Source organism: Ignavibacteriota bacterium, assembly GCA_016707525.1.
In the GTDB taxonomy this organism is placed as follows: Bacteria; Bacteroidota; Ignavibacteria; order UBA10030; family UBA6906; genus JAGDMK01.
Window position 1 is genome coordinate 794575 of the sequence record JADJHP010000001.1, and the last position, 24613, is coordinate 819187.

Here is a 24613-nt window from a genome sequence, read left to right on the forward strand (position 1 = left end):
GTCAGAGTTCCTTCCTGTCCAGGAGTGGACGCACACGTGGGACCGGATAGACCGGCCCTTCTTTGCAAATGAATGTGGGCCCGTACTGACAGTGGCCGCAGAATCCGATGGCACACTTCATATTGCGTTCCATCGACACGTACATCTGTTCCTGCGGAACGCCGCGCCGTTCAAGCTCGTCGATCGTGTATTTCATCATGATCTCCGGCCCACAGACGTACGCGATGGTCTCGCGCGCGTCCAGCTTGATGTATTGAAAGAGCGACGTCACCACCCCGATGTGCCCCTTCCACGAGGAATCGCCCCGATCCACCGTCACGAGCACTTCCACTTCGAAATCATTCGCCCACCGCTCGAGTTCCACGCGGTACAGCAGGTCCAGAGGGCTCCTTCCTCCGTACAGAACGATGATGCGGCCGTAGGCGCTCCTGTTCTTGAGCATGCTGTAGATCACCGGACGGAGCGGCGCAAGGCCGATGCCGCCGGAAGCAATGCACACATCCTTCCCCTTCGCAACCTCGATCGGCCAGGAGGAGCCGAACGGCCCCCGGATCCCGATCAGGTCCCCACGTTTCTTCTGCGCAAGTGCTGAGGTCACCAACCCGACCCGGTGGATGGTGTGGTCGAGCGTTCCCGGACGCGCAGGATCGGAGCTGATCGAGACCGCGGCCTCGCCCGTACCGAACACATACACCATATTGAATTGCCCCGGCAGGAACGCATATCCCCCTCCGATCCCATCCAGGTCCAGCGTGAGCGTGAATGTGTCGTCATTCTCCCAGATGATCTTGCGTATCACGACCGGCTGCGTGGTCATGGGGTCGCCGATCATCTCCGGTTGCGTGTGCACCTTTCGTGTCATCGGGCAACCCCGCCGGTCGTGTCGTAGAGATCGATCAGCTGCAGGCGTGTCGCATCGAGCCTTCGTTCCATCACCTGCGAGAGGCGCTTCAACATCTCATACCCGAAGGACGTGTCCTTTTCACATTTGGCGCGGAGACATTCGCCGTCCAGGGCGATCGCGCGCGTTTCGAGGACGACGATGCCGCTGAAATGCCACCGGAAGGGCGAGATCAGCCACGACCAGCCGAGGATCTCTCCCGGCCCGACGGTCTGGATCCGGAGCGCGGTCTTTCCCGGGACGTCCATCTGGAGCGCCACGCGGCCGCTGCGCATCAGGTAGAACTTATTGGCAACCTGTCCTTCGTGAATGATCGTGTCACCGTCGGCGAACCGCACATTGCTCGCACAACCGATGAGGGTCTGCATATGTTCAAATGACAATCCCGCCAGGAAGGGATGCTGGCGCATGATCTCTGAAAGGTCGTCTTTTTCCATGGCGCACTTCCTATCCGTTGGTGGTGGCGATGGTGGATTCGCGGATGGCCGTGGCCTCCGCAGTGATATCGATCCCCACAGGGCACCAGGTGATACACCGGCCACAACCGACGCATCCCGAGGTGCCGAATTGCTCAACCCAATTCGACAGTTTGTGTGTCAGCCATTGTCTATACCGCGTGCGGGTGCTCATGCGGATGTTCCCACCAGCGACACGGGTGAAGTCGGCAGTGAAACAGGAGTCCCACCGGCGCCAGCGCTCGGCGTGATCGCCCGTCAGGTCTGTGAGATCTTCCACGGTCGAGCAGAAACAGGTGGGACATACCATCGTGCAGTTCGCGCACGAGAGGCACCGCTTGCTGATGTCATCCCAGCGGGGATGCTCGAAATTGTCGCGGAGGATGCCTGCGAGGCCCTTTGTCTCGAGCGTGCGCCCCATGGCTGCCGTGGTACGCCGTGCGACCGCCGCCGCGCGTTCCGCTTCTTCCTTCTCCGCGGGGCGATGCGTCACGTGCTCCAGGACCTCCCGTCCCCGGTCACTCCCCATCTCCACAACGAAATAGTGGCGGGTGCCCTCCCTCACTTCCGTCAACGCGAGATCGAAGCCTTCGCGCGCACGCGGACCCGTCCCCATGGAGGCACAGAAGCAGGTCCCTCCTGCCTGTGCACAATTGACCGCAACGATGAACGCCGAAGAGCGCGTCTGTGCGTAGTGCCGGTCCCTGTACGCGCCGGACATGAAGATCTTGTCCTGGATGGCCAGCGCAGCGAGTTCACAGGCGCGTACACCAATGAATGCGAACGGCCGCGCGGGAACAGCGTCCTCCGGCTCTACAGCGAATCCTTTCCCTTCTTTCCGGGCTGCGAAAAGCCGGAGACGCGAGGGAAAGAGGTAGCGTTTCCAGGAATGTGGCCCTACGGTGAACATGAAGAGGCTATCGTCGGCACCGGGGGCGATGCGATACGTGCCGGCATCCTGCACATCCGTCCACCCCCGGGGGAATTCCTCCACACGCTCCACCGTGTCAAAGGAGATGGCACCGTCCCGGATCTTCGGTCCGATCACGGTATAGCCCTGCGTCATAAGTGCGGCGAGAAGGTCCTGAAGATCGTTGAGCTCCACAATTTGCATGTGCGTGCCTCAGACGATGGGAAGGATGGATATGCGATGGGATAGTATTGAAGTGCAGAAGGTGTGCCAACTGAGGGAGGCCGAAAAACCTGCCAAACCGGGGAAGACCACCCATGCATCAATGCATCATTCGCACCGATGACAAGAAACACCCCGTAAAGTTCTTATAGATGCAAAACAGGCGCAACTGCTGATTTCTGCAACAGGACGGGTGATCATGGCCAGCAATGCGAGAGGACCGGATGCGCTACAGGATCTGCGGACAGTCCTCCGCCACACGGCACATATCGCATTTCGGCTTCCGTGCCGGACATGTCCGGCGGCCGTGCAATATCAGCAGATTCGAGATCTCGATCCAGGTACGTTTCGGGAACACCTCCATGAGATCCTGTTCGATCTTCTCGGGAGTATTCTCTTTGGGAAAATCCCAACCGGCGCGAGAGCCTGTGTACGTGGGTGTCAACGACCACGCCGGAGGAGATACCGAACGCCTGGCCGAGGACGACGTTCGCGGTCTTCCTCCCCACCCCGGGAAGAGTGACGAGCTCATCGATCGTCGACGGGACCTCGCCACCGAACCGGTCCATGAGTCCCTTCGCACAGGCGATGATGTTCTTCGCCTTCATGCGGAAGAATCCGGTCGAGCGGATGATCTCCTCCAGCTCGGCCTGGTCGGCCGAGGCGAGTGCAGGCACCCCCGCGTACCGTGCAAAGAGGACGGGGGTCACCATGTTCACGCGTTCATCCGTACATTGCGCGGACAGGATCGTTGCCACCAGAAGCTGAAAGGGCGTCCCGTGCGTGAGCGCCGTGCGGGCTTCCGGAAAATCCTTGCGCAGCGACTTGACGACCTTCAGCGCCCGCTGCTGCTTCTTCTCCATGGATTCCGCGCGTGAGGTCGTACGCACGGGAGTCTTCGCTGCTCGTGTCCCTGCCATTCGTGCTCCGCAGTGAGGTTCAGATCGTGAGTTTCGGGAATGACAGCGATGCGGGCTTGTACCGGTCATCCTTGATGAGAAGGCGTTCGATCACCTCTCCCTGGACGATCGTACGATCGACGATCTCGGGGACATCCGCAACCGTCACATGCCCGTACCAGATCCCCTCCGGATAGATCACCATGGAGACCCCGTGCTCGCACGCATCCAGGCATCCCGCGGCGTTGCCGCGAACGATCTTGTTCAGTCCGCGGGCGCCGATCGCAACCTTCAACGCATCACGGACCTCGATCGATCCCTTCGCGTGGCAGCACCCGCGGGGATGATCCTTGGCCCGTTCGTTGGTACAGACAAAGACATGGCGTTCATACATGTTCATGACCCCAGTATGTTGTCGTGACCGTGACGTCACCGTTCACTTTCGCGAGGCACGCGGCACGTTCGTTCCCCGTGAACTCCTTCTCCTTCATCAACTTCTTCTCCAGCGGCCCCGGCGGAAGCATATTCTCCGCTCCCGCCAGGAGCGTGACGCGGCACCAGCCACAGATCCCATCACCGCTGCACGATTGACCGATCGGCATCTCGGCCTGATTGGCGGCGGCCAGGATCGTTGCCCCGGCGCGTATGGCCCGTTCCGTCCCTGAGGGCATGAACCGTACGACAGGCATCTACGAGGGCTCCGCATCCGTTTCGACACGGACCTCGCCGAACACGGTCGAGAGGTCGAGATGGATCCGGCTCGCAGCATCACGGTACCCTTCCGACACATAGTGCACCGAGGGGAAGAACCCGTTGCGCACCGCCGTGCCCGCCCGCACGGTCCCCATGACGCCGTCCGCCGTCACCGTATACGCCATCCCCCGCGGGAGGCGCACGATCACCGATCCCATGACGGTATCCACTTTGAGAGAGTGTTCACCGGGCGCGAGAGCAGCCCTGGTGAGATCCGCCGTCGCGATCCCCATGACGGTGGAAAGAGACCCCCCGGTGAAATTGCGCGCCTCCACCCGTGACCGGACCTCTCCGAAGACATTGGCCACCCGGATACTCGAGGAGGCTGTCTCGACGACACGGCGTCCGATCCCTATATCCGCGAGAGGGGCGGTCTCGAGGGCCGACTCGTCCACCGGCCGGCGGGCGTGCATGATGAGGTAGACACCCGCGCCGACGATCGCGACGGGCCAGAGCGAGAGCAGGACCGCGCTGATATGGAATTTCGAATGTTCATCGAGGATGAAGAGGATGCCGAGCACGATCAGCAACACTCCCCACCATACCCGTCCGGTCAGCCGCATCATCCCCTCACTTCCTGTTCTGGGCAAGGAACGAACGCACCGCTGCGGTCGTCCGGGTATTCACCACATCCGCCGCCGTGAGCCACCCCTTGCGGGCGATACCGACGCCGTAGAATGTGTCCCGCAGGCCATCCACGCTGTGGGCATCAGGATCGATGAAGATCGGCACACCGAGGTCGCGCGCGTGGGCCACGAGCCGCCAATCAAGATCGAGGCGCATCGGATGAGCATTGATCTCGATCGCTTTCCCGAAGTCGGCGGCGGCCTGGATCACCTGGAGCATGTCCACCGGGTAGGGATCCCGCGAGAGGAGCAGCCGGCCCGTCGGGTGCCCCAGAAGCGTCACCCGTGGGTGCTTCAGCGCGGTGATGATCCTCTTTGTCATCTGTGCTTCGGTCATCTTGAAGTTGCTGTGGACCGATACGACCACATAGTCGAAGAGCGCAAGCGTCTTCTCGGGCCAATCCAGCGAACCATCCGGAAGGATATCGCACTCCGTTCCCTTGAAGACCGTGAACCCCTTGAGGGAATCGTTCACGGCATCGATCTCTTTCACCTGCCGCACGACATCCGCAGGCTTGAGTCCGCCCGCATACGACGCGGCCTGGCTATGGTCCGCGATACCGAGATACTCCCATCCGAGCGCACGCGCGCCGGACACCATCTGCTCGAGGGTATTCACACCGTCACTGGAGGTCGTGTGGCAATGGAACGTCCCACGGAGGTCCTTCGCCTCGATCAGCGCGGGGATCGCATCCTTCTCCGCTGCCTCGAACTCCTTCGTGTTCTCGCGCAACTCGGGCGGGATGTATGCCAGCCCGAGCACACGGTACAGGTCCTCCTCCGACTTCACCGGCGGCATGCGTTTCTTTTTCGCGCCGTCAAGCGGCGTGAACGCATACTCATTGAGGCTCAGCCCGATCTTCCGGGCCCGTGAGCGCATTTCGACGTTGTGTTCCTTGCTCCCGGTAAAGTAGTTTTGGGCAAAAGGGAATTCCGCATCGGCAACGACGCGAAGGTCGCACGTGATGGCTGTGTCCAGTTCCACGGTCGACTTCGTGTCTCCGCGCGCGATGACCCTGGAGACCCCGGGGAGCGTGACGAAGCGTTCCATGATCGCCGGCCGGTGCCGCTCTTCCGCGCTCACGAGCACATCGATATCACCGATCACTTCCTTGTGGCGGCGGAGGCTCCCGCAGAGGGACGAACGGATGACGCCCGGCACTTTCCGCACCTCCTCCAGCACCCTCTGCGCATGCCCGGCCGCCAACGGGTACAGGACCTTCTCTCCCCTGCTCCTGACGGCCTGGATCCCTGCGAGGATGTTCGCTTCGGTCTTGGCGCCGAACCCTTCAATATCCGCCAACTTCCCGGCAGCAGCAGCGCGTTCGAGTGCCTCCACGGAATCGATCTTCAGTTTCTCGTAGAGCAGCTTGACCTTCTTCGGGCCCAGGCCCTGGATGCGCAGCATCGCCAGCACGCCATCGGGGATCTTCCCCCGGACCTCATCATAGTCCTTCGACTTCCCGGTGCGCACAAGGTCGGTGATCACCCGCGCGATCCCTTCGCCGATCCCCTTCACGGACCTGATGGAACCGGACTCCACCGCCTGCGCGATATCTTCGGTCACCCCTTCGAGGGCGCGCGAGGCGTTGTGGAACGCGCGCGACTTGAACGGATTGGCGCCCTGCAGCTCGAGCAGGGTGCCCATCTCCTCCAGCAGATCGATGATCTCTTTCTTATCCATCGTCGTGTGCCAGCACCCATCGGGCCGGCCGGGCATCCTCACATGTACTTCATCTCACGGGCCTTCCGTTCCAGGTCTTCCTGGAATTCCGGAGCGGCGATGGCAATGAGCGCCTTCGCCCGTTCCCGCACCTTTTTCCCGTACAACTCCGCGACACCGTACTCCGTCACGACGTAGCGCACGTGGCTCCGCGTCGTCACCACGCCGCCGCCCGGCCGTATCGTCGGGACGATGCGGCTGGTCGGAACGCCCTTCACATCGGCCGTGGAGGACAGGGCGATGAACGGAATGCCGCCCTTGCTCCGCGAGGCACCGTAAATGAAATCCACCTGCCCGCCCACACCGCTGTAGAACCGCGGACCGATGCTATCCGCGCAGACCTGGCCCGTCAGGTCCACCTCGATCGCGCTGTTGATCGCGATCATTTTCTCGTTCCGTGCGATGATGAACGGATCGTTCACATATTCCGTGGGATGCAGTTCGACGATCGGATTATCATGCACGAAATTGTACAACCGTTTGGTCCCGAGCATGAAACCGGCGACGATCTTCCCGGGATGCAGCGTTTTCATTTCTCCGTCGATCACGCCACGCTCGACGAGGTCGATGACACCGTCCGAGAACATCTCGCTGTGCACGCCGAGGTGCTTGTGATTCTTCAACTGATTCAAGACGGCATCCGGGATGCCGCCGATCCCCATCTGCAGCGTGGCGCCGTCCGGGATCATCGCGGCAATGTGCCTGGCGATCCGGTCCGAGAGCTCCGATACCGCCCCCATCGGGGTCTCGGGCAGTTCATAATCGACCGGCACGATGTGGGTGATCTTGGAAACGTGGATGAACGAATCCCCCAGCGTGCGCGGCATGTTCGGGTTCACTTCAGCGATCACGATGCGTGCCGACTGTGCGGCGGTCTTGGTAACGCCCACTTCGACACCGAGAGAACAGAAGCCGTGTTCGTCCGGCGGGCTGACGTGGATCAGCGCCGCATCGAGCGGGAGTTGCCCGTTCTTGAACAGCCCGGGGATCTCGGACAGGAAGCACGGCGTGAAGTCCGCCCGTCCTTCGTTCACGGCCAGGCGCACATTGTCGCTGATGAAGAGCGTATTCACACGGATGTGTCCGGCCATCGCCGGCGCAACATAGTCCGCACTGCCCACCGTGAGGACCTGCACCACCTCCACATCCTTCAATTCCGGTGCGCGGGCAACGAATGCGCCCAGGACCTTCTGGGGCACCGAGCAGTTCCCCGTCAGGAACACACGGAAGCCCGACTGGATGGTCGTCACGGCCTGTGCCGGCGTGACCGTCCGCTCACGATAGATATCCATCCAGCTCATCGGGGGCGCTCCTTCCCGCTGAGGGACGCCGCAAGCGATGGATTGAGGACGCGGCCGTTGTGGATCGCGACGCCGAGCGACAGGGGATGCGAGCGCGCCATCGCATCGTCCAATCCGTATTTCGCGACCTGTTGAATGTACGGCCACGCGGCGTTGTTGAATGCATGCGTCGCCGTGCGCGCCACCGCCGAGGTCATGTTGGGCACGCAGTAGTGGATGATGTTCTCTTCGATGAAGACAGGATCGCGATGGGACGTCGGCCTGCTGGTCTCGACGCACCCGCCCTGGTCGATGCACACATCCATGATGATCGACCGCGGCTTCATCAGCTTCACCATCTCGCGGGTGATGAGGATCGGGGAACGGGTGCCGGGAACGAACACCGAACCGACCACCACATCCGCGAACTTGATGACCTTGCGGATATTGAATTGATGCGACACCATCGTCACAAGACGTCCACCGCCACCGGCCTGTTCGTCCAACGCTTCCAGCCGTTTCAGGTCCTGATCGAGCACATACACGCTCGCCCCCTGGCGCAGGAACGCCTGGGCGGCCGACGTACCATACCGTCCGGCGCCGATGAGCACGACCTCGGCCGGCGGGACACCCGGCACACCACCGAGCAGGATCCCTTTCCCTCCATGATTGTTCTGCATCAGGATCGCTGCGATCTGCGGCGACATGCGGCCGGCGGCGATGCTGAGGGGCACCTGGACGGGCAGGGTGCCATCTTCTTCCTGGATCAACTCATAGGAGAACGCCGTGATCTTCTTTGTGAGGATCCTGGCGATCTTCTCGGCGCGGGTGACGGGCAGATGCAGAAAGCCCATCAGGATGGTCCCGTCCTGGATCATCTCCAGCTCTTCGGCCGTCGGACGTCCGACCTTGATCACCATCCCGGAACGGCCGTAGAGCTCGGAGGGAGAATAGACGATGCGCGCCCCCGCGCGTTCATAGTCGAGGTCCGAAAAACCCGCACCCAGCCCTGCCTCACGTTCCACATAGCACGTATGCCCGCCGTGGGTCAACAATTCCACTCCGGCGGGGGTCAGGCCAACGCGATATTCGTCGGCCCGGATCTCACGAGGCACTCCTATGTGCATGGCAAAGCCTCCCAGGAAATTCAGATATCAGATATCTGAATTCAGATATCTGAATTGAACAGGCAATGAGCAATTAGTAGATTCCGTACTTCTTCGCAGTATCATACAGCGCAACAACATTCTCCGTCGGCGAGTTGTCCTGCAGCATGTGCGTGGGCGACAGCGCATAGCCTCCGCCGGGCATCATGATCTCGAGCGTTTCCTTCACCATCGTCACCGTTTCTTCCTTCGTTCCACGCGCCACCACGCCGGCCGTTGAAATGCACCCGTGGAAGGACATCCGGTCGCCATAGCGCTGCTTGAGATAGGCCGGCGCCATGTCCTTCGCCTCCGGCTGCAGCGTGTCCGCAATGGTGATCCCCATCTCGAGAAAATCATCGAACGCCCAGCTGCTCGAGCCACAGGAATGGATCATCACGGGTATGCCGAAATGCCGCGCAAGATCGGAGAAGCGCTGATGTTGCGGACGGACATGCTTCCGGAAGAGGTCCAGCCCGATCATCGGCCCCCGTTGCGTGCCGAGATCTTCACCCAGCCAGAGGATGTCGATCGCCCCCTTCGCTGCCTCCAGGGCACGCTCGAGCATCGCCAGTTGCACTTCGTTCTTCCGCGTCATGAAGCGTAGGCAGGCCTCATCATCGGTCATGAGATCCACAAGCACCTGCTCCACACCACGGATCATCCCGGCGGTGTTGATCATGTCCCCGGCACCGGGGTTGCCGACCATCAGACAGTACCCTTCCATCGCTTTGCACATTGCCGGGATGGCGGAATAATCGAAGTCGTCCGGCGACGGCATCGGCCAGGCGTTCACCGCCTCAACGTCGGCGTCTTTCAACGGAAAGTCGCAATAGTCCCAGTACCCGCCGCTCTCATGCTCCACCCAACGCGTATGGATCCCCCAGAGGTCGATCATGCGGCCTTCCACCGGGGCATGCAGGGTTGGTCCGATGTACGCCGGAACGATCTCGCGGAAATCCACGCCGAGCGTGCGGCGCAGGCCTTCGTCGTCGTTCGCCGCCAGGCCATAGTGCGCTTTCAGACGGGCATCGATGCCAGGATTGGCGAGGTAGTCGATCGGTACGCGATCCGGGATTTCGTGAGCAAAGGCGAGTTTGACGCGTTCTTTGGAGGTCATGGGGACGGTGTGACGGTGTGGGGTGTATTTCTTTTGAAGTTATGAAAAAGGAAGCAAAGGAGCAAAGAGAACGGCGCCAGGCGCGATCGCCCGATCGTCGGATTCTTTGCTCCCTGGCCCCCGTGCCTCACCGCACTTCGAAAACGGGTACGCGCCCCGCATCCTGGATCCGGACGGTCACCGGGACACCGCCGCGCGGGAAGACCACGGTGTAGATGCCATTCTCATGCGTCACCGTCGCCGTTCCGCGCGCGCCGCCCCGCACGGGCTCAAGCACCGACACGAGGAACGACTCCTTCGCGCTACGTGCCGTCGACGCCTCGATGAACGGCCACATCGCCGCCTTCGCCGCGGGGATGTCCGGCACGGCGGTGCGAACACTCACACCGGTCCCGCCGATCGCCAGCCCGCGGAGTGACGCATGCGGCCGGGTAATGGAGAAGCCCTCCTCGGATGTTGCGACACTCCCCTTCCCATCATTGTTGTACGCATAGAAGCGTGCCTGCAATGTTGATGGGGTCGTCTTCTTCACGAGCTTGTCGATCACGATCACCGCCGGGAGACGTGTCATGGTGATCACCGTGCGCGTGATCAAGGCCACGTCGGGCAACACCAGCCGGTACGCCGGTGTCGCATCGCTCGTCCAGAAGAAGTACCCGTCGCGTTCGCCGTGGCGTATGAGCGAGGCGTGCGCTTCGGAGGCGTTCGTGCCGTCAATGCCGCTCACATACTGATGCCCCTGCCCATCCACGAGCGCGGCGCTGTGTCCCGGCGTGAGCCTCATCTTCCAGGAGGAATCCAGACGCGCGTACGGCGGCCGCATGGGATCGGTCACAAGCCGTTCACCGAAGGCTTTGACGATGATCCCGTTCCGGTCGGCGTGCTCATGATTGAATGGCGGTCCGCTCCTCATCGCCACGACCAGATCGTCCGGTCCGTATCCTGTCCGTCCGACGATCCAGTCAAGGTCCGAGTGCCAGAGCCGCGTGCCGGCCACCGGCGGGGTCGCCTGGACGGTCGAATCATAGTACAGCACCGACCACGCATCATGGGAGACAGCCATCGTCGAGCCGAACCATTGAGCGACACCATCGCGCGTTTGTCGCGCGATCCAGTAGGACACCGATGCATGGCCACCGGTGCTTGCATCGCCGAAGTTCACGGATGCCGTCGGGTCGTCCTTCGCGGGAAGCGACATTCCAAGGAGATAGTCCTGATATCCCTGCCAGTTCAGCAGATCGGTAAGGTCCGCGACGCCTGCGAGCTTGAGCGCCTCCACCGCCTGGATGAGGTGCAGGGTCGTGTAGTGGGCATACGACACACCTTCGTTGTACGATCCGTCCCGCGCATAGATGTCCCGGAACGTCCCGACACTGTACACCGCCTGCTCGAGCCAGCGCTCGGTATTGGCATCGGGCCCGAGATGCTTCCTGTACACGAGTGCACTGAGCGCGAGGACGGATGCAGGAATGGCCTTGAGGTTGATCGTATTCAGGATGATGGGCCAGCGAGCGAGGGACGTGACCCGTTCGAGAGGACGGTGCTCGAAATACGTGCTCGCCGTGTCCATCGTCCACCCCTTCACGCGGTCAGGATACCGCATCCCGTACACAGCGCGGAAGGAGGGCTCGGTTCCCCGGGCCGCCATGGTCTTCAACCATTCGGTTCGTGTTGTGCGCGGGACCCTGTCCCCGAGTGATTCCACCACCATCGCGACAGCCAGGGCGGAGTTGGGTGCGCGCTGCAGCCCGATGACCTCCGTGCCGCCTTCCAGGAAGTAGTCCCACTTCGGGAACTTCATCAGCGTCGACACGCACTCGGCCGCCAGGTCGGCGGCGTCTCCATCGCCGGTGAAGAGATACACCAATGCCATCCGCTGGGCAAGTGTGCCGATGCGCTCGATGTCGTAGAGATGGTCATTGTACCTGACACCCCCGCGCAGGAATGCGCGTTCGCGTACCCGGTCAACGGTGTCCATCTGCTTACGGAGATCGGCAAAGGCCGGGTGATGCATGTAGAGCTCGTGGAACCGCGCGCGGTCCGCATCCCGGAAGAAGACCGGCGTGGTATCGGCAGCAACGGCTCCCTGCACCAGCAGCAGGGTGAGCGCAACGATGTACGTACAGCGTGGGAGGATGTATCGCATGATGGCTCCTTGTCTGAACGGAGGGATGGGACTCTGTTGACGTTCAACCTAGCCAAACGCATCCAGAGAATCAATACAACGTTGGAGCTGATTTCTTGAGAACAGAGCGGACGGTCCGGGAGGGCAGAGTTGCGGCTTGATTGTGGTTTGGGTATCTTGAGACATTCCACCTGCGGTTCATATCCATAACGCCACCGGAGTCTCCCATGAAGGTCCTCATTTCAGACGGCATCTCCCCTGACGGAGCAAAGATCCTCACGGATGCGGGGCTGCACGTCGACAACGTGAAGCTCACGCCGGAAGAGTTGTTGCAGCGGATCGGCGACTACGATGCCATCCTCGTCCGCTCGGCCACCAAGGTCACCAAGGAAGTCATCGCGGCAGGCAGGAATCTCAGGGTCATCGCCCGTGGCGGGGTCGGCCTGGACAACATCGACGCGGCCGCGGCCGCCGCAGCCAATATCACGGTCCTCAATACCCCCGGCGCATCCGCGATATCGGTCGCCGAGATGGCCCTCGCGCACATGCTGGCGGTAAGCCGGTTCCTCCATCTCAGCACCATGGAGATGCGCGCCGGCAAGTGGCCGAAGAAGGAATTCGGCGGCGGGATCGAACTGTACAACAAGACCCTCGGTATCCTCGGCCTCGGTAACATCGGCAAGGAGGTCGCACGCCGCGCACTGGGCTTCGGCATGCACGTGCTCGCCTACGATCCGCCCTTCTCGCCGATGGATTTCATCGTGGAGATCACGACCCTCGAGAAGCTGCTGACCCGCGCCGACTTCATCACGCTGCACCTCCCCTTCGACAAGAAGAAGGGGCCGATGATCGGTGCGAAGGAATTCGAGATGATGAAGCCGGGCGTGGTGATCGTGAACTGCGCACGCGGCGGGATCATCGATCAGAAGGCGCTGCTGGCAGCGCTGGAAAGCGGCAAAGTGGCCGGCGCGGCGCTTGATGTGTTCGAGCACGAACCGCCCACGGAAGAGGAACGTGCGCTCATCAATCACCCCCGCGTGAGCGTGTCACCGCACATCGGCGGATCCACGAGAGAGGCACAGGAACGCGTCGGCGCGGAGATCGCGCTGAAGGTCGTGAGGGCACTCGCGACCGAACAGATGCTCAAGTAGCACACGCAGGGCGACGCGAGGGCGGCCCTCAGAGGCCGCCCTTGCGAAGCCACGCGATCTTCTCCAGCGTCTGTGCGCTCGCCGCCCGGGCGGGGGGGGGGGGGGGGGGGGCGGGGGGGGGGGGGGGGGGGGGGGGGGGGGGGGGGGGGGGGGCGGGGGCCCGGGGGGGGGGGGGGCCCGGGCGCCCCGGGAGGGGGGGGGGCCCCCCCGGGGCGGGGGGCCGGGCGCCCGGGGGGGGGGGGGGGGGGGGGCGGGGGGGGGGGGGGGCGGGGGGGGGGGCGGGGGGCCGCCGCGCGCGGGGGGCCCCCGCCCCGGGGCCCCCCCCGGCCCCCCCCCGGGGGGGGGGCCCGCGCGCGGGGGGGGGGGGGGCCGGGGGGCGGCGCGGCCGCCGGCCCCGCGGGGCCGGGGGGGGGGGCGCGCGGGGGGGGGCGGGGGCGGGGGGCGGGCCCCCCGGCCCCCCCCGCCGGCGGGCCGCCGGGCGGGCCCGCCGCGCCCCCGGCCCCCCCCGGCCGGGGGGGGGGGCGGGCGCGCCCCCCGGGCGCCCGGGGGGGGCCGGGCCGCGGGCCCCCCCGCGCGGCCCGCCGGGGGGGGGGGCCCCCCCCCCCGGGGGGGCGGCCCGCCCGGCGGGGGGCGGGCCCGCCGGGGGCCGGGGGCGCGCGCGGGCGGGGAGGGCTCGCGGGGTCCTCTCCCAGAAGTGGGCGAAATCAGAAGGCTCGGGGGGGTCGGGAGCCGGGCGCGGGGATCGAAAACCCTCTGTACCATCCGCCTTCGGGATGGGGTTGGAGTTCCAATGCCGTGATCAGGGAGCGTACGGTATTCATATCGGAATATACAACAATCGCTCCGGATGAGCAAAAGTTGGAATTCTCGTGCCGACTGAGTACCTTCCTTCATTCCCGAATGCAATGACGCACCTCGTGTCGTCCTGCGAGCGGTGCGCCTTTCACCACGGCGGCCGTTCACCCGGCTCCGGCACGGTTTCCCGTTCCCGGACATCCATGGACCATCCAGCGAAGAGCCATGAGAACTCTGACCCTTTTCATCGTCATCCTGTGCGTGCTCCCGTTGCATGGGGCCGAGCTTCGCTCGCCTTCCACGACCCTGTACATCTCGCCGGCGGGGAATGACCAATGGTCCGGACGGCTCCCCTCGCCAAACCCGATGCGTACCGATGGGCCGCTTGCAACCGTTCATCGCGCCCGCGCCATGGTACGCCGGATCATGAAGACCATCACGCCGGCATCGGACACCGTGACGGTCTATCTCCGCGGTGGCACCTACGTTCTTGATTCATCGCTCGCCTTCCGGGAGTCCGACAGCGGCTCGGAACGGATGCCGCAGCTCTGGGCCGCCTTTCAGGGAGAACCGGTCAGGATCACCGGCGGTCCGGCCGTGACAGGGTTCACCGCGCTCACCGACAGCACCGCCCGGGCGCGCATCGCACCATCCATCCTGCCGAACATCCTGCAGCTCGACCTTCGCGCCGCCGGCATACGCAACTACGGCACCATCGCACCCCGTGGCAATCCGGGGATGGAACTCTTCGTTGACGGCACCAGAATGCAGCTTGCGCGCTGGCCCAATGATCGCTGGCTGCACATTGCGGACATCCCGCAATCGGGCGACACGATGTACAACGCCGGGCTCGAGCGCGAAAAGCGATTCCATGGTGTACCGGTCGGCAAACACTTCGGCAGGATCACGTATGGAGAAGACCGTCCGTCGCGCTGGGCGCCTGCTCCCGACATCTTCATGCATGGATACTGGACCTGGGATTGGAGCGATTCGTTCCAGAAGGTGGAGCGGATCGACACGGCGCGGCGGGAGATCACGATAGCCACGCCGCATCATCACTACGGATATACCAGGAACCAGAGGTACTACTTTCTGAACATCCTCGAGGAACTTGATACGCCCGGCGAATGGTACGTCGACCGGACGCGCGGGATCCTCTTCCTGTATCCATCCGGCGCGGGAGACGTGAAGCGGGCCGAGGTCTCTCTGCTCGAATCCCCACTCGTCACATGCGAGAACGCTTCCCACATCCGCTTCCGCGGCATCACCTTTGAGAACTCCCGCGGCACGGGGATCAGCATCAGTGGTGGCAATGACATTGGCGTGGACGGATGTATGTTCCGTCATCTGGGCGGTGATGCCGTCGTGGTCGCCGGCGGAACCAGGCATGAGGTCCGCAACTCGGAAGTGACGGATGTTGCGCGCGGCGGGGTCCTCCTGACGGGCGGCGACCGGCACACGCTTTCTCCCGGCGGCCATCGCGTGTTCAACACCGCGGTGCATCATTACAGCACCTGGCTCCGGACAGGATCGTACGGCGTGATCCTCGATGGCGTGGGCAACACGATGGAACATTGCCTTATCCACAACGCGCCGTTCGAAGCAGTGTACATCAAAGGCAACGATCATACCGTGACACTGTCAGAGATCCATAGCGTGATGAAGGAATCGGGCGATGCGGGTGCGATCCACACGGGACGCAACTGGACATGGCTGGGCAACAGGGTCACCGACAACTACTTCCATGACCTGCAGGGCCCCGGGCTGCATGGCGTGATGGGCATGTACATGGATGATTGGGCGAGCGGGTTCACCGTGACGGGCAATGTGTTCTACAAGGCCGGCCGTGCGACGCTCATCGGTGGCGGACGCGACAACATCGTTGAGAACAATCTCTATGTCGCATGCTCACCTTCCCTGCATCTCGATGCGCGGGGGTTGAGCTGGGCCGGGTACTACTTCGACGGTACGATCACGGTGCTCTTCGACGGTCTCAAAGAGGTACGGCACGACCAGCCGCCGTATATCTCCCGCTATCCGGCGCTCGCGACACTCCCCGGCCCCACCCAGCAGCTCCCGATGAACAATCGCATCGAGCGTAATATCTCCTGGGGCGGGAGATGGATGGACATCTACGATTATCTCGCCTTCAACAAGTCGGTCTCGACGATCAGGAACAACCTCATCGGCGACCCGCTCGTCCTCCGCAGGCGTGCGGACGGCCAGCAGGGATGGGACCCGTACTATCTGGACATCGACACGAAGGAAGGATTCCTCGCCATTCCCTCCGGCGACCGGCGGTGCGAGGAGGAATTCCCGGGCAATACATTCGTCACGTCACCGCCTGTGATCTTCGATCCGGAGCGGCGCAGCGTGACCATCCCGGAGAACTCTCCGGCACGGGCGATCGGGTTCCAGCCGCTCCGGTTGGGTGAAATGGGCCTTGTCCGCCGATAAACCCCGATTCACCGATGTAGTCACATCATACCCACTTCTGCGGCCCCTTGTGCAGAAATGACAGCGTCACCTATGTCATTTCTACAAAATGTGACGGCACGCACGACGTTTCCCCCTGTTCCAGCGTTATATTAGTGCACGATCAGACGCCACTCTCCCTCTCCTGAGGACCGAGTCTGATCATCGGGAACAGCGACACGCACCAACACAAGAACAGAACTCATGCACACGAACAGAACGACGACCCGCTTGGCACACTCTGCACTGGTGATCGCACTGGTGTCGTTGTGCGCCGGCAGCGCCTACGCCGGTGACGGAAGCACGATGCACTACACAGCTTCCGCGAAGACCGACGCCCGCGGTACCGTCCGTTCCTTCTATAATGTGCAGAGCCTTGCGAAGTCGAGCACCGCTGCCAGCGCAGCGCGGTCGTTCGTTGCCGCCCATGCCGCCGAACTCGGCATGAACACCGTCACCCTTGGCGCAGAGCAGACGATCGTGGCACCGGGCGGCGCCCATGTGCGCATGGCCCAGATGCACCGCGGGATCCCTGTGCACGGCGCCGGCGTGGTCATCGCCACCAACGCCGCGCACCAGGTGACCATGGTCAGCAATTCGACGATCGCCGACATCGAGGTCGCCATCGCTCCGCAGTTCGATGCGCAGGGTGCGGTCGATCGTGCACGCACCATCCTCACGACCGGTGACCGGGCGATCGGCACACCCGACGCCGCGTCGCTGGTGGTCTATCGTGCGGCGGACGGCAGCGATCATCTTGCATACCGTGTGAACCTCACGCGCGAAGAGCCTGCGGGCGACTGGCAGCTCATCCTGGACGCGGTTTCCGGTGCCCTGCTCGAGCAGAAGGACATGTTCGTCAAGTATACGGAAGGTCAGCGCGTGCGCGGCACCGGAATGGCCTACGTGAGCGATCCGCTGAGTTCGTCACGCCAGGCGTATGGCTCGAAGGGCTTCGTCGACGCCAGTGACGCCGATTCTGATTCACTCAACGCGTACCGCTCGGTGGTCACGCTCGACTCCGTGACCTACACCGACGGCGCATTCGTCCTGCAGGGGCCGTACTGCACGCTCGCAGACATCGAGATGCCGATCGACTCCATGTTCTCGGCGGCCACGCCGGATGGCTTTGTGTTCACACGCTCACAGCAGGGTTTTGAAGCCGTGAACACGTTCTACCACGTCACGACCTCGTATAACCGCCTCCTGGAGCTCGGGTTCGCATCGGACCGCCTCGCGTCGATCCGCGTGGATCCTCATGGATTCCAGGGACAGGACAATTCGCATTACAGCCCGACGGGCAACTGGCTTTCCTTCGGCACGGGCGGTGTGGACGATGCCGAAGACGCAGACGTGATCTGGCATGAATACGGCCACGCGATCCAGTACGCATTCGCTCCCACCTGGGGTGGCGGTGAGTGCGCGGCTCTCGGCGAAGGATACGCGGATTACTGGGCCGCCTCGTTCTCCCGCTCCACGGGCAAGTGGATGGCCACCGATGCACAGTTCAACTGGGTGTACAAGTGGGATGGACACAATGAGTTCTGGGGCGGCCGCAAGCTGAACGACGCGCGCGCGTACCCCTTTGGCACGCTCTCCGCGCACTCCGCCGGACAGATCTGGTCCTCCGCATTGATGTCGATCTGGAACGACCTCGGCCGCGACGTGACGGACCGGCTGGTTCTGAAGAGCCTCTTCTATCTTGGCGATGGTGCAACGGGAGTGGATGCGGCACAGGCGATGCTCCAGGCCGACCGTGACCTGTACAATGGCGCTCACATCGCGACCCTCGTCTACTGGCTGGGCAGCGTGAAGCACTTCATCGATCCGTCGGTGGCCGAAGGTTCCGCGACCGGCGTCGACGACAACGCGTCAACACCGCAGTCATTCGGACTGGCGCAGAACTACCCGAATCCGTTCAATCCGACGACCTCGCTCCCGTTCACGCTGGCATCGGCCGCCCGTGTCCGGCTGGCCATCTTCAACGTCCTGGGGCAGGAGATCGCCGTGGTCGCCGATGCGGACTTCGCGGCGGGCACGCATACGGCGGTATGGGATGCATCCAATCAGGCGGGAACGGCAGTGAGTTCAAGCATGTATATCGCCCGTCTCACCGTGGTGCCGATGGCGGGTGGCGAACCGATGACCTTTGCGCGCAAGTTGGTTCTGATGCGCTGACGCGTTACGCTTCCTCACGGATGCGGCGTGCAAGCACGGCGGACACTGTGGCATATGCCGCGTCCGCTTCAGGGGCATCCGGCATCGCTGCACGCAGCTTCTCCAGATACTTCCTCCGCTTCATCGACCGCAGTGTCGGCACGAAGTTCACGTCGTACACCCAGCCCATCTGCAGGAGTTTGAAGTCGTTCTGATTCCGCAGATGCGCACTCCGCACGATCCTCCCCTGCAAAAGGTCCGCAAGGACCTCCGGCGTGAAGTCCTGCGCTTCCTGCAATCCGACCGCTATCGCATGATTCTTCTTCTCGGGATGCGCATTGTAGTAATGGATCACCAGTCGGAGGATGTCCAGCTTGTCCGCATCACGCATCAGCCGTGAGAACAACAACACCTCGGCGTTCTTGACGCCCGGAGGGATCTGCGGAAGGTTGTGATAGGCGATGGCGCGGCGGATGATGCTCCGGTCATGCGGCGTGAACCTCTCGAGCACGGCCCGTTTCCGGAGAATGGCGAGGGTAAGCTTCGCATGGTTTTCCGACTGTGCGTCGGAGAATGTCCGGTGGCGGCGGTACTGTTCGAACCGGCCGACATCGTGCAGCAGAACGATCGTTTCGATCATGCGAAGTGAGGCGGCATCAAGGCCGAGGCCCCGCGCAATGGCCAGGGCTTCCCGGCACACCCGGGCGGTGTGGCTTTCCTTCAGGCGCATGTTGCGCCGCAGGTCGGCATCCCCCGTCATGTACCCGGCAACAAATGCTCTGAACCACCCGCGCAGCCAGCGCACATCCTTCACCGTGACCATCTAGTCACCCTCCCCGATCTCACGGACGAGCTTCAACGCTTTCTCGCGCCGCGGCCGGTCGATCGCCGTTCGGATCTCCAACGCCGCAGCATCCCGCAACTGCTGACGGGCCTCGTCCTTGCGGCCCTGGTCGAGGTACAGGACACCGAGTTCATACCGGTGACGCATGATATCCGGGGCTAAACGGATCGCGGTCTTCAGCGCCTCTTCCGCCTCCGCGAAGCCACCCTCCGGGATCGTCCCGAGAAGGATGGCCGCAAGCTGGCGTTTCATCCAACCAACGTTCCCGAGCGCACGGAAGAACGAACCGCGGATCGACCAGGCGGCATCATTCATTGGGTCCAGCCTGACCGCCGCATCGGTGGCACTGACGAGCTCCTGAGAAATGCGCACCTGCTCCGACATCCCCTCGTCGAGTGCCTGATATCCGAGAGCACCCGCAAGCCATGTGTACCCCTCGGTCATCGTTGAATCGATCCGGATGCAGCGCCGTGCGGCCTCTTCCCCTTGCGCCAGGAGGGACCTCCGCTTTACCGGATCCTCCTCAACCTCTCCCATGCACACCGCGACCCGGGCAAGCCGCCAGAGCAGCTGCCGATCGTCCGGCGCCGTTGCCAGTCCGGCCCGATACGAGTCGGCGGCTTCCGTATACGCGATACGTTGGAATGCGGCGTCGCCACGGTTCATCGCGGCCAGCGGATCACTGCCAAGGGAGAGCAACAGACCGATCAATGCAACGACCACCACCATCCTCCTGCATTCTGGGGTTGACAATGTACGGACATCCAGAAGGACAAACAAGCATGGGTGGTGCTGTCCGGCCACCCGCTTGGCACTCTGGTGAAAATGTCGTATGTTCCAATCATGTTCCAGACAGAAATCCACCGGTGGCTGCAATCCTTCAGCACACCGTTCCTTGACCTTCTGATGCGGGTGGTGAGTATCCTCGGCGAAGAGGAATTCCTCGCGTTCGTCATGCTGGCCGTGATCTTCGGCGTCGAACGGAAACGCGGCTTTCTGCTGACGCAGGTGCTTCTCTGGACGGCGATCGTGACCTCGGTCCTCAAAACTGCCTTCGCACTCCCCCGTCCCGTGGACGTCGATGCGCTCGTGCGTGACATCACAGGGGAACGGGATCTTCCCACACCGTACACCGGGCGCGGCGCCGCCGGGTTCCTCGAACTGCTGCCGCCAGACGTCGTCGCCTATTTCCGGGCCCTGCCGCACATCTCCTTCGGGTTCCCATCCGGCCACTGCAGCACAACGGTTGCGGTGAGCGGCTCCGCCGCGATCTTCTGGCGGAAACCGTGGCTGCTCTTTGCCGCCGGGTCGTTGGTCGCCCTCATGCCCCTCTCGCGCATGTATCTCGGGAGACATTTCCTCGCTGATGTTCTCGGCGGCGTGGCACTCGGGCTTCTGGCAGTGTTCGTGGTGGTCATGATCCAACGGGATGCACCAACAGCCCGGCCTATCGCCTTCATCCGCATTCTCAATACCATCGCCCTCTTCGCCTTACCGGTGCTCTGCCTCGTTGCTTTCCCCGGCGCGGCAGCGGATGAAGCGGCCATGCTCCTCGGCGTCAACCTCGGACAGGCATGGTCAGAGCGCGTGCTCCCGGATCCGCCCCGGGGGGCGGGCCTCTGGACAAAAATCCTGCATGTCGCGATCGCCATGGCAACGTTCATCGCGTTCGCGGCGGGATTCCGCTTCCTCTTCCTTGCACTCGCGGGACCGGGCACCCCCCTTCTGGGAATTGCGAACAGAATACTTGCCCCCTCTTGCGCGATCATCACAGCTTCCTGGGCCATCCACCGGATGAACACACGAAAGCGGGTGATGTAAGACCGTTCAACGTGTTGTATTCACATCAGTTAACCATCAGGACAGCAAGCCATGCATAGGGCCCGCACACTCCTCACATTCCTCCTTTTCGTTGCACCGATCATCAGCCGGGCGGACGTCCTTACCGCTGAAGCGTTGCTTGGATTGAAGCAGGTTGGCACCGCAGTGCTCAGCCCCAATGGAAACATGATCGCCTACACGATCGACATCCCCCGGCAAGCCAATGATGAAGCGGGAGCATCCTATGCGGAACTCCATGTCTACTTCAGGGAATCCAGGGAGAGCAGAGGATACATCACAGGGAAGGTGAAGATCGGATCCCCGGCGTGGAACCCGGATAGCAAGACGATCGCATGCATCATGAAGCGCGGGGACAAAGCACAACCCCAGGTGTGGACCATCCGCATCGACGGCGGCGAGGCCCAGCAGGCGACCCACGCCGAGACGGGTGTCCTCTCCTTCCGCTGGCACCCCTCCGGAACGATGGTGGGCTATATCGCAGAGCTCCCCCGTTCCGCACGCACCCGCGCGCTGGAGTCAAAGGGATATGGATTCATCACCTACGAAGAGAACCTCCGCCCACGTACGCTGTTCGTCACCGACCTCGGCGGTGCCGGATCGCCCCGCCCCGTCTCCCGGGGCCTGAATGTCTGGTCGTTCGAGTTCGCACCGGACGGGAAATCCGCGGCCGTAGGCGCTTCCCCGCGCAACCTTATCGATGAGAGCTACATGTTCCAGAAGATCTACCGGATGTCGCTCACGGATACCACCAGCACCGTGATCTACACGCCCGCCGGAAAGCTCGGCCCCTATGCCTTCAGCCCTGATGGGTCGAAGCTGGCCGTTGCTGCTGCCGCGCGGCGCAGCGACAATCAGGTCAGCCATGGCTATGTTGTGGACCTGGCATCCGGGGTGGTCCGATCTACGTCTGGGTGCCGGGAGGTCCTGTAGAACGGATCACCACACTCAACCCTTCATTGAGCAAGACCGAACTCGGGACACAATCGGTAGTTCACTATGCGTCGCGCGACGGTGTGCCGCTGGAAGGCCTGCTCATCACGCCCGTGGGATACGAGAAAGGGAAAAAGTACCCTCTCATCGTCGTGGTCCATGGCGGGCCGGAGTATCACTGGTCGAATTCGTGGCTCACGTCGTATGGCGAACCGGGACAGGTCTTCGCAGGGAAAGGCTACGCGGTCTTCTACCCGAATTACCGGTCGGGCACGGGCTACGGCGTGGAGTTCGCAGCTTCGGGGCTCGGCGACCCGGCGGGACGTGAGTTCGACGACATCGCGGACGGTATCGACCATCTTGCGTCGGAGGGGATCGCCGACCGTGAACGGGTCGGGCTCGGCGGAGGGTCGTATGGCGGTTACGCCGCCGCATGGTTCGCGACCTACTACACACGCTACGTCCGCGCGGTGGTGATGTTCGTCGGGGTCAGCGACCTGATCAGCCGCAACAGCACAACGGACATCGCCTATGAAGAACTATTCGTGCACTCCGGAAAGCCTCTGGAAGAGATGTGGGACCTGGCGCTGAAACGGAGTCCGGTGTTCTGGGCAAAGCAGAGTTCAACGGCAACGCTGATCTGCGGGGGGGCCGACGACCCGCGCGTTCCCCCGACACAAAGCGTGGAACTCTTCCGGCGGATGAAGATGAACGATCATCCTGCAGTGCGGCTCATCCAGTACCCCGGCGAGCAGCATGGCAACGCACGTCAACCGGGACGCCGGGATGTCTTGTTCCGGACGCTCGACTGGTATGATTGGTACGTGAGGGACGCGAAGCCCTTCGGTGGAGGGATGCCGCCGCTGGACATCTCGGAGAAGTATGGCCTCGAAGGCTTGCCGGCGGAAGGAACCGCCGGGCATTGAACCGAAGGAGCAACGGCGAGGCCGGACACGAGGTCCGGCCTCACTGTTGCCGCTCACATGATCGCGACCGCATCTCCCACACGCAGGTTCTTGCCTGCCTCGCCCATGCCGATGGTCGTATTCACTGACAGCCGGTAGAAGTGATCGAACCGGGACGGTGCGGCCCAGGGAGGAAGTGTTTCCCGCCGCCGCTCGATGAAGGTCTTCATGAAATCCGGATATGGGTCGCCGCTCAACGGTTCACGTGTCGGAACCACGCAGCGCGCACACGGATTCTGTCCGTTCATCTCCACATCTCCGATCCGGAACCGGACGCTCCCCGTTGCGGCATACAGCATGTCCTCCCAGAACGGCGGCACATCGGTGACAATGAGGTTCGGCCTGAACCGCCGGAGGACCTCATCCCGGGATATCCCCGGGAACCAGCCGGCAACCGTATCGAGCGTGGCATCACTGATGACCGTCGGCCCATAGGCGTCGGTGTCATCGGGAAACCCCTTCACGGGATCGGCCGCAAGACGAACCGGTTGCCCGAGGCGGCGTTCGAACCACCCTGCGATCGCCTCATCCTCTTCGCCGAGCCGGAACGTGTACTCGTCCTTCTCCCAGGCCCACGTCAACGTAACATAATTGCCCGGGAGTATGAACCGCGCACGGACCTGATGGATGGCTTCGCAGTTCTTCCCGCGCACGGCTCGCCCATCCGACCCTCGCAGCGCCCACACCCGATCGAACTCCAGGATCCCGCCTTCGGTGATACGCGCCGATGGGACCCTGACCGGGTCCAGCGACTTGATCGGATACACGAGGATCGCAGCGAGTGTCATCGGGCGGTCTGGCTGGAGGATGGACTGTTCACTTCCCTGCCGGTGCAGGTTGTCCGCAGTGCTCTTCGAACATCTGCGTCAAATGCGCGGCGATCGTACCGGCGTCACGGCTTTCGATGAGATAGCGGGGGATGAATTCGACAAGTTTTCCGTCTTTCCAGAGTGCCATCGACGGGGAGGACGGCGGGATCTGGCCGAGGTGTTCGCGCACACGTGCGGTGGACTCGATGTCACCCCCGGCGAACACCGTGCTTAGTACATTCGGACGGGCAGCAGCTTTCTGCAGTGCAAGGCCGATGGCGGGACGTGCCTTGCCGGCCGCGCACCCGCACACCGAATTGATCACGAGGAGGTTGGTCCCCTTTCCTTCGAGGAGGGACCGGTCGACCTCCTCAACGGTCTTGAGTTCTTTGAACCCGAGGCGTGTGAGTTCGTCCCGGTACGGCTGGATCATTTGTGGATCGTAGCGCATGGAAACATTCCTTTGAGTGGATGCAAGTGCTCTAC

21 protein-coding genes and 1 pseudogene are annotated in these 24613 nt (G+C 62.8%); 6 read left to right on the forward strand and 16 right to left on the reverse strand.

What is annotated here, in order from left to right:
• Position 1: 1 nt before the first annotated feature.
• The 12 genes and pseudogenes from IPI01_03375 to IPI01_03430 form a co-directional block, all read right to left on the reverse strand.
• Positions 2-832 carry an FAD/NAD(P)-binding protein gene (locus tag IPI01_03375; GenBank protein ID MBK7256858.1) on the reverse strand — a complete coding sequence of 277 codons (831 nt, stop codon included), beginning with the start codon at positions 830-832 and terminating at the stop codon, positions 2-4.
• 26 nt (positions 833-858) lie between these two features.
• On the reverse strand, positions 859-1338 hold the full coding sequence (locus IPI01_03380; GenBank protein ID MBK7256859.1) for a cyclic nucleotide-binding domain-containing protein: 480 nt from the start codon (positions 1336-1338) through the stop codon (positions 859-861).
• A 10-nt stretch (positions 1339-1348) separates the two neighbouring features.
• Entirely contained in the window at positions 1349-2470 is a 1122-nt protein-coding gene (locus tag IPI01_03385; GenBank protein MBK7256860.1) for a 4Fe-4S dicluster domain-containing protein, read from the reverse strand.
• A gap of 247 nt (positions 2471-2717) precedes the next feature.
• A pseudogene (gene nth, locus IPI01_03390) lies at positions 2718-3351 on the reverse strand (endonuclease III).
• A gap of 76 nt (positions 3352-3427) precedes the next feature.
• The gene (locus tag IPI01_03395) at positions 3428-3787 is read right to left on the reverse strand and encodes a (2Fe-2S) ferredoxin domain-containing protein (GenBank protein ID MBK7256861.1); all 360 of its coding nucleotides are present in this window, start codon (positions 3785-3787) and stop codon (positions 3428-3430) included.
• Positions 3774-4076, reverse strand: a complete 303-nt coding sequence (locus tag IPI01_03400; GenBank protein MBK7256862.1) for a (2Fe-2S)-binding protein — start codon at positions 4074-4076, stop codon at positions 3774-3776. Before IPI01_03400 ends, IPI01_03395 begins: the two co-directional genes overlap by 14 nt.
• Entirely contained in the window at positions 4077-4706 is a 630-nt protein-coding gene (locus IPI01_03405; GenBank protein ID MBK7256863.1) for a hypothetical protein, read from the reverse strand.
• A 4-nt stretch (positions 4707-4710) separates the two neighbouring features.
• Positions 4711-6450 carry a DNA polymerase/3'-5' exonuclease PolX gene (gene polX, locus IPI01_03410; protein ID MBK7256864.1) on the reverse strand — a complete coding sequence of 580 codons (1740 nt, stop codon included), beginning with the start codon at positions 6448-6450 and terminating at the stop codon, positions 4711-4713.
• Between the two features lie 38 nt (positions 6451-6488).
• Entirely contained in the window at positions 6489-7781 is a 1293-nt protein-coding gene (locus tag IPI01_03415) for an acetyl-CoA hydrolase/transferase family protein (protein ID MBK7256865.1), read from the reverse strand.
• Positions 7782-7786: 5 nt separating this feature from the next.
• The gene (locus IPI01_03420; protein ID MBK7256866.1) at positions 7787-8896 is read right to left on the reverse strand and encodes an alanine dehydrogenase; all 1110 of its coding nucleotides are present in this window, start codon (positions 8894-8896) and stop codon (positions 7787-7789) included.
• Between the two features lie 73 nt (positions 8897-8969).
• Positions 8970-10034, reverse strand: a complete 1065-nt coding sequence (locus IPI01_03425) for a hypothetical protein (protein MBK7256867.1) — start codon at positions 10032-10034, stop codon at positions 8970-8972.
• A gap of 127 nt (positions 10035-10161) precedes the next feature.
• Positions 10162-12180 (reverse strand): heparinase II/III family protein, encoded by a 2019-nt coding sequence (locus IPI01_03430; protein MBK7256868.1) that lies wholly within the window; start codon positions 12178-12180, stop codon positions 10162-10164.
• 206 nt (positions 12181-12386) lie between these two features.
• On the opposite strand from IPI01_03430, the gene IPI01_03435 reads away from it, so the two are divergent.
• The 3 genes from IPI01_03435 (at position 12387) to IPI01_03445 (ending at position 18758) form a co-directional block, all read left to right on the forward strand.
• On the forward strand, positions 12387-13310 hold the full coding sequence (locus IPI01_03435) for a D-2-hydroxyacid dehydrogenase (protein MBK7256869.1): 924 nt from the start codon (positions 12387-12389) through the stop codon (positions 13308-13310).
• Between the two features lie 1020 nt (positions 13311-14330).
• The gene (locus IPI01_03440; GenBank protein ID MBK7256870.1) at positions 14331-16562 is read left to right on the forward strand and encodes a right-handed parallel beta-helix repeat-containing protein; all 2232 of its coding nucleotides are present in this window, start codon (positions 14331-14333) and stop codon (positions 16560-16562) included.
• Between the two features lie 249 nt (positions 16563-16811).
• Positions 16812-18758, forward strand: coding sequence for a hypothetical protein (locus IPI01_03445; GenBank protein ID MBK7256871.1), 1947 nt, complete (start codon positions 16812-16814; stop codon positions 18756-18758).
• Positions 18759-18762: 4 nt separating this feature from the next.
• Here IPI01_03445 and IPI01_03450 read toward each other — a convergent pair whose 3' ends face one another.
• Entirely contained in the window at positions 18763-19560 is a 798-nt protein-coding gene (locus IPI01_03450; protein MBK7256872.1) for an HD domain-containing protein, read from the reverse strand.
• Positions 19561-20304 (reverse strand): tetratricopeptide repeat protein, encoded by a 744-nt coding sequence (locus IPI01_03455; protein ID MBK7256873.1) that lies wholly within the window; start codon positions 20302-20304, stop codon positions 19561-19563. It abuts the gene before it with no gap.
• A 120-nt stretch (positions 20305-20424) separates the two neighbouring features.
• On the opposite strand from IPI01_03455, the gene IPI01_03460 reads away from it, so the two are divergent.
• From IPI01_03460 to IPI01_03470, 3 genes are read left to right on the forward strand one after another with little or no spacing between them, the layout of a single operon-like run.
• A complete protein-coding gene (locus IPI01_03460; protein ID MBK7256874.1) occupies positions 20425-21402 on the forward strand; it encodes a phosphatase PAP2 family protein in 978 nt (325 codons plus the stop codon).
• Between the two features lie 51 nt (positions 21403-21453).
• A complete protein-coding gene (locus IPI01_03465; protein ID MBK7256875.1) occupies positions 21454-22353 on the forward strand; it encodes a hypothetical protein in 900 nt (299 codons plus the stop codon).
• A gap of 26 nt (positions 22354-22379) precedes the next feature.
• Complete coding sequence (locus IPI01_03470) at positions 22380-23279, forward strand: S9 family peptidase (GenBank protein MBK7256876.1); 900 nt, start codon at positions 22380-22382, stop codon at positions 23277-23279.
• 53 nt (positions 23280-23332) lie between these two features.
• Here IPI01_03470 and IPI01_03475 read toward each other — a convergent pair whose 3' ends face one another.
• The gene (locus tag IPI01_03475) at positions 23333-24106 is read right to left on the reverse strand and encodes an MOSC N-terminal beta barrel domain-containing protein (GenBank protein ID MBK7256877.1); all 774 of its coding nucleotides are present in this window, start codon (positions 24104-24106) and stop codon (positions 23333-23335) included.
• A gap of 28 nt (positions 24107-24134) precedes the next feature.
• Positions 24135-24578 (reverse strand): BrxA/BrxB family bacilliredoxin, encoded by a 444-nt coding sequence (locus IPI01_03480; protein MBK7256878.1) that lies wholly within the window; start codon positions 24576-24578, stop codon positions 24135-24137.
• Positions 24579-24613: the final 35 nt, after the last annotated feature.

What these genes read in the sequence shown, in the direction of transcription:
- IPI01_03375 (MBK7256858.1), bottom strand. Translation starts at nt 832, where the DNA reads ATGATCGGCGACCCCATGACCACGCAGCCGGTCGTGATACGCAAGATC.
- IPI01_03380 (MBK7256859.1), bottom strand. Translation starts at nt 1,338, where the DNA reads ATGGAAAAAGACGACCTTTCAGAGATCATGCGCCAGCATCCCTTCCTG.
- IPI01_03385 (MBK7256860.1), bottom strand. Translation starts at nt 2,470, where the DNA reads ATGCAAATTGTGGAGCTCAACGATCTTCAGGACCTTCTCGCCGCACTT.
- IPI01_03395 (MBK7256861.1), bottom strand. Translation starts at nt 3,787, where the DNA reads ATGAACATGTATGAACGCCATGTCTTTGTCTGTACCAACGAACGGGCC.
- IPI01_03400 (MBK7256862.1), bottom strand. Translation starts at nt 4,076, where the DNA reads ATGCCTGTCGTACGGTTCATGCCCTCAGGGACGGAACGGGCCATACGC.
- IPI01_03405 (MBK7256863.1), bottom strand. Translation starts at nt 4,706, where the DNA reads ATGATGCGGCTGACCGGACGGGTATGGTGGGGAGTGTTGCTGATCGTG.
- polX (MBK7256864.1), bottom strand. Translation starts at nt 6,450, where the DNA reads ATGGATAAGAAAGAGATCATCGATCTGCTGGAGGAGATGGGCACCCTG.
- IPI01_03415 (MBK7256865.1), bottom strand. Translation starts at nt 7,781, where the DNA reads ATGGATATCTATCGTGAGCGGACGGTCACGCCGGCACAGGCCGTGACG.
- IPI01_03420 (MBK7256866.1), bottom strand. Translation starts at nt 8,896, where the DNA reads ATGCACATAGGAGTGCCTCGTGAGATCCGGGCCGACGAATATCGCGTT.
- IPI01_03425 (MBK7256867.1), bottom strand. Translation starts at nt 10,034, where the DNA reads ATGACCTCCAAAGAACGCGTCAAACTCGCCTTTGCTCACGAAATCCCG.
- IPI01_03430 (MBK7256868.1), bottom strand. Translation starts at nt 12,180, where the DNA reads ATGCGATACATCCTCCCACGCTGTACGTACATCGTTGCGCTCACCCTG.
- IPI01_03435 (MBK7256869.1), top strand. Translation starts at nt 12,387, where the DNA reads ATGAAGGTCCTCATTTCAGACGGCATCTCCCCTGACGGAGCAAAGATC.
- IPI01_03440 (MBK7256870.1), top strand. Translation starts at nt 14,331, where the DNA reads ATGAGAACTCTGACCCTTTTCATCGTCATCCTGTGCGTGCTCCCGTTG.
- IPI01_03450 (MBK7256872.1), bottom strand. Translation starts at nt 19,560, where the DNA reads ATGGTCACGGTGAAGGATGTGCGCTGGCTGCGCGGGTGGTTCAGAGCA.
- IPI01_03460 (MBK7256874.1), top strand. Translation starts at nt 20,425, where the DNA reads ATGTTCCAGACAGAAATCCACCGGTGGCTGCAATCCTTCAGCACACCG.
- IPI01_03465 (MBK7256875.1), top strand. Translation starts at nt 21,454, where the DNA reads ATGCATAGGGCCCGCACACTCCTCACATTCCTCCTTTTCGTTGCACCG.
- IPI01_03475 (MBK7256877.1), bottom strand. Translation starts at nt 24,106, where the DNA reads ATGACACTCGCTGCGATCCTCGTGTATCCGATCAAGTCGCTGGACCCG.
- IPI01_03480 (MBK7256878.1), bottom strand. Translation starts at nt 24,578, where the DNA reads ATGCGCTACGATCCACAAATGATCCAGCCGTACCGGGACGAACTCACA.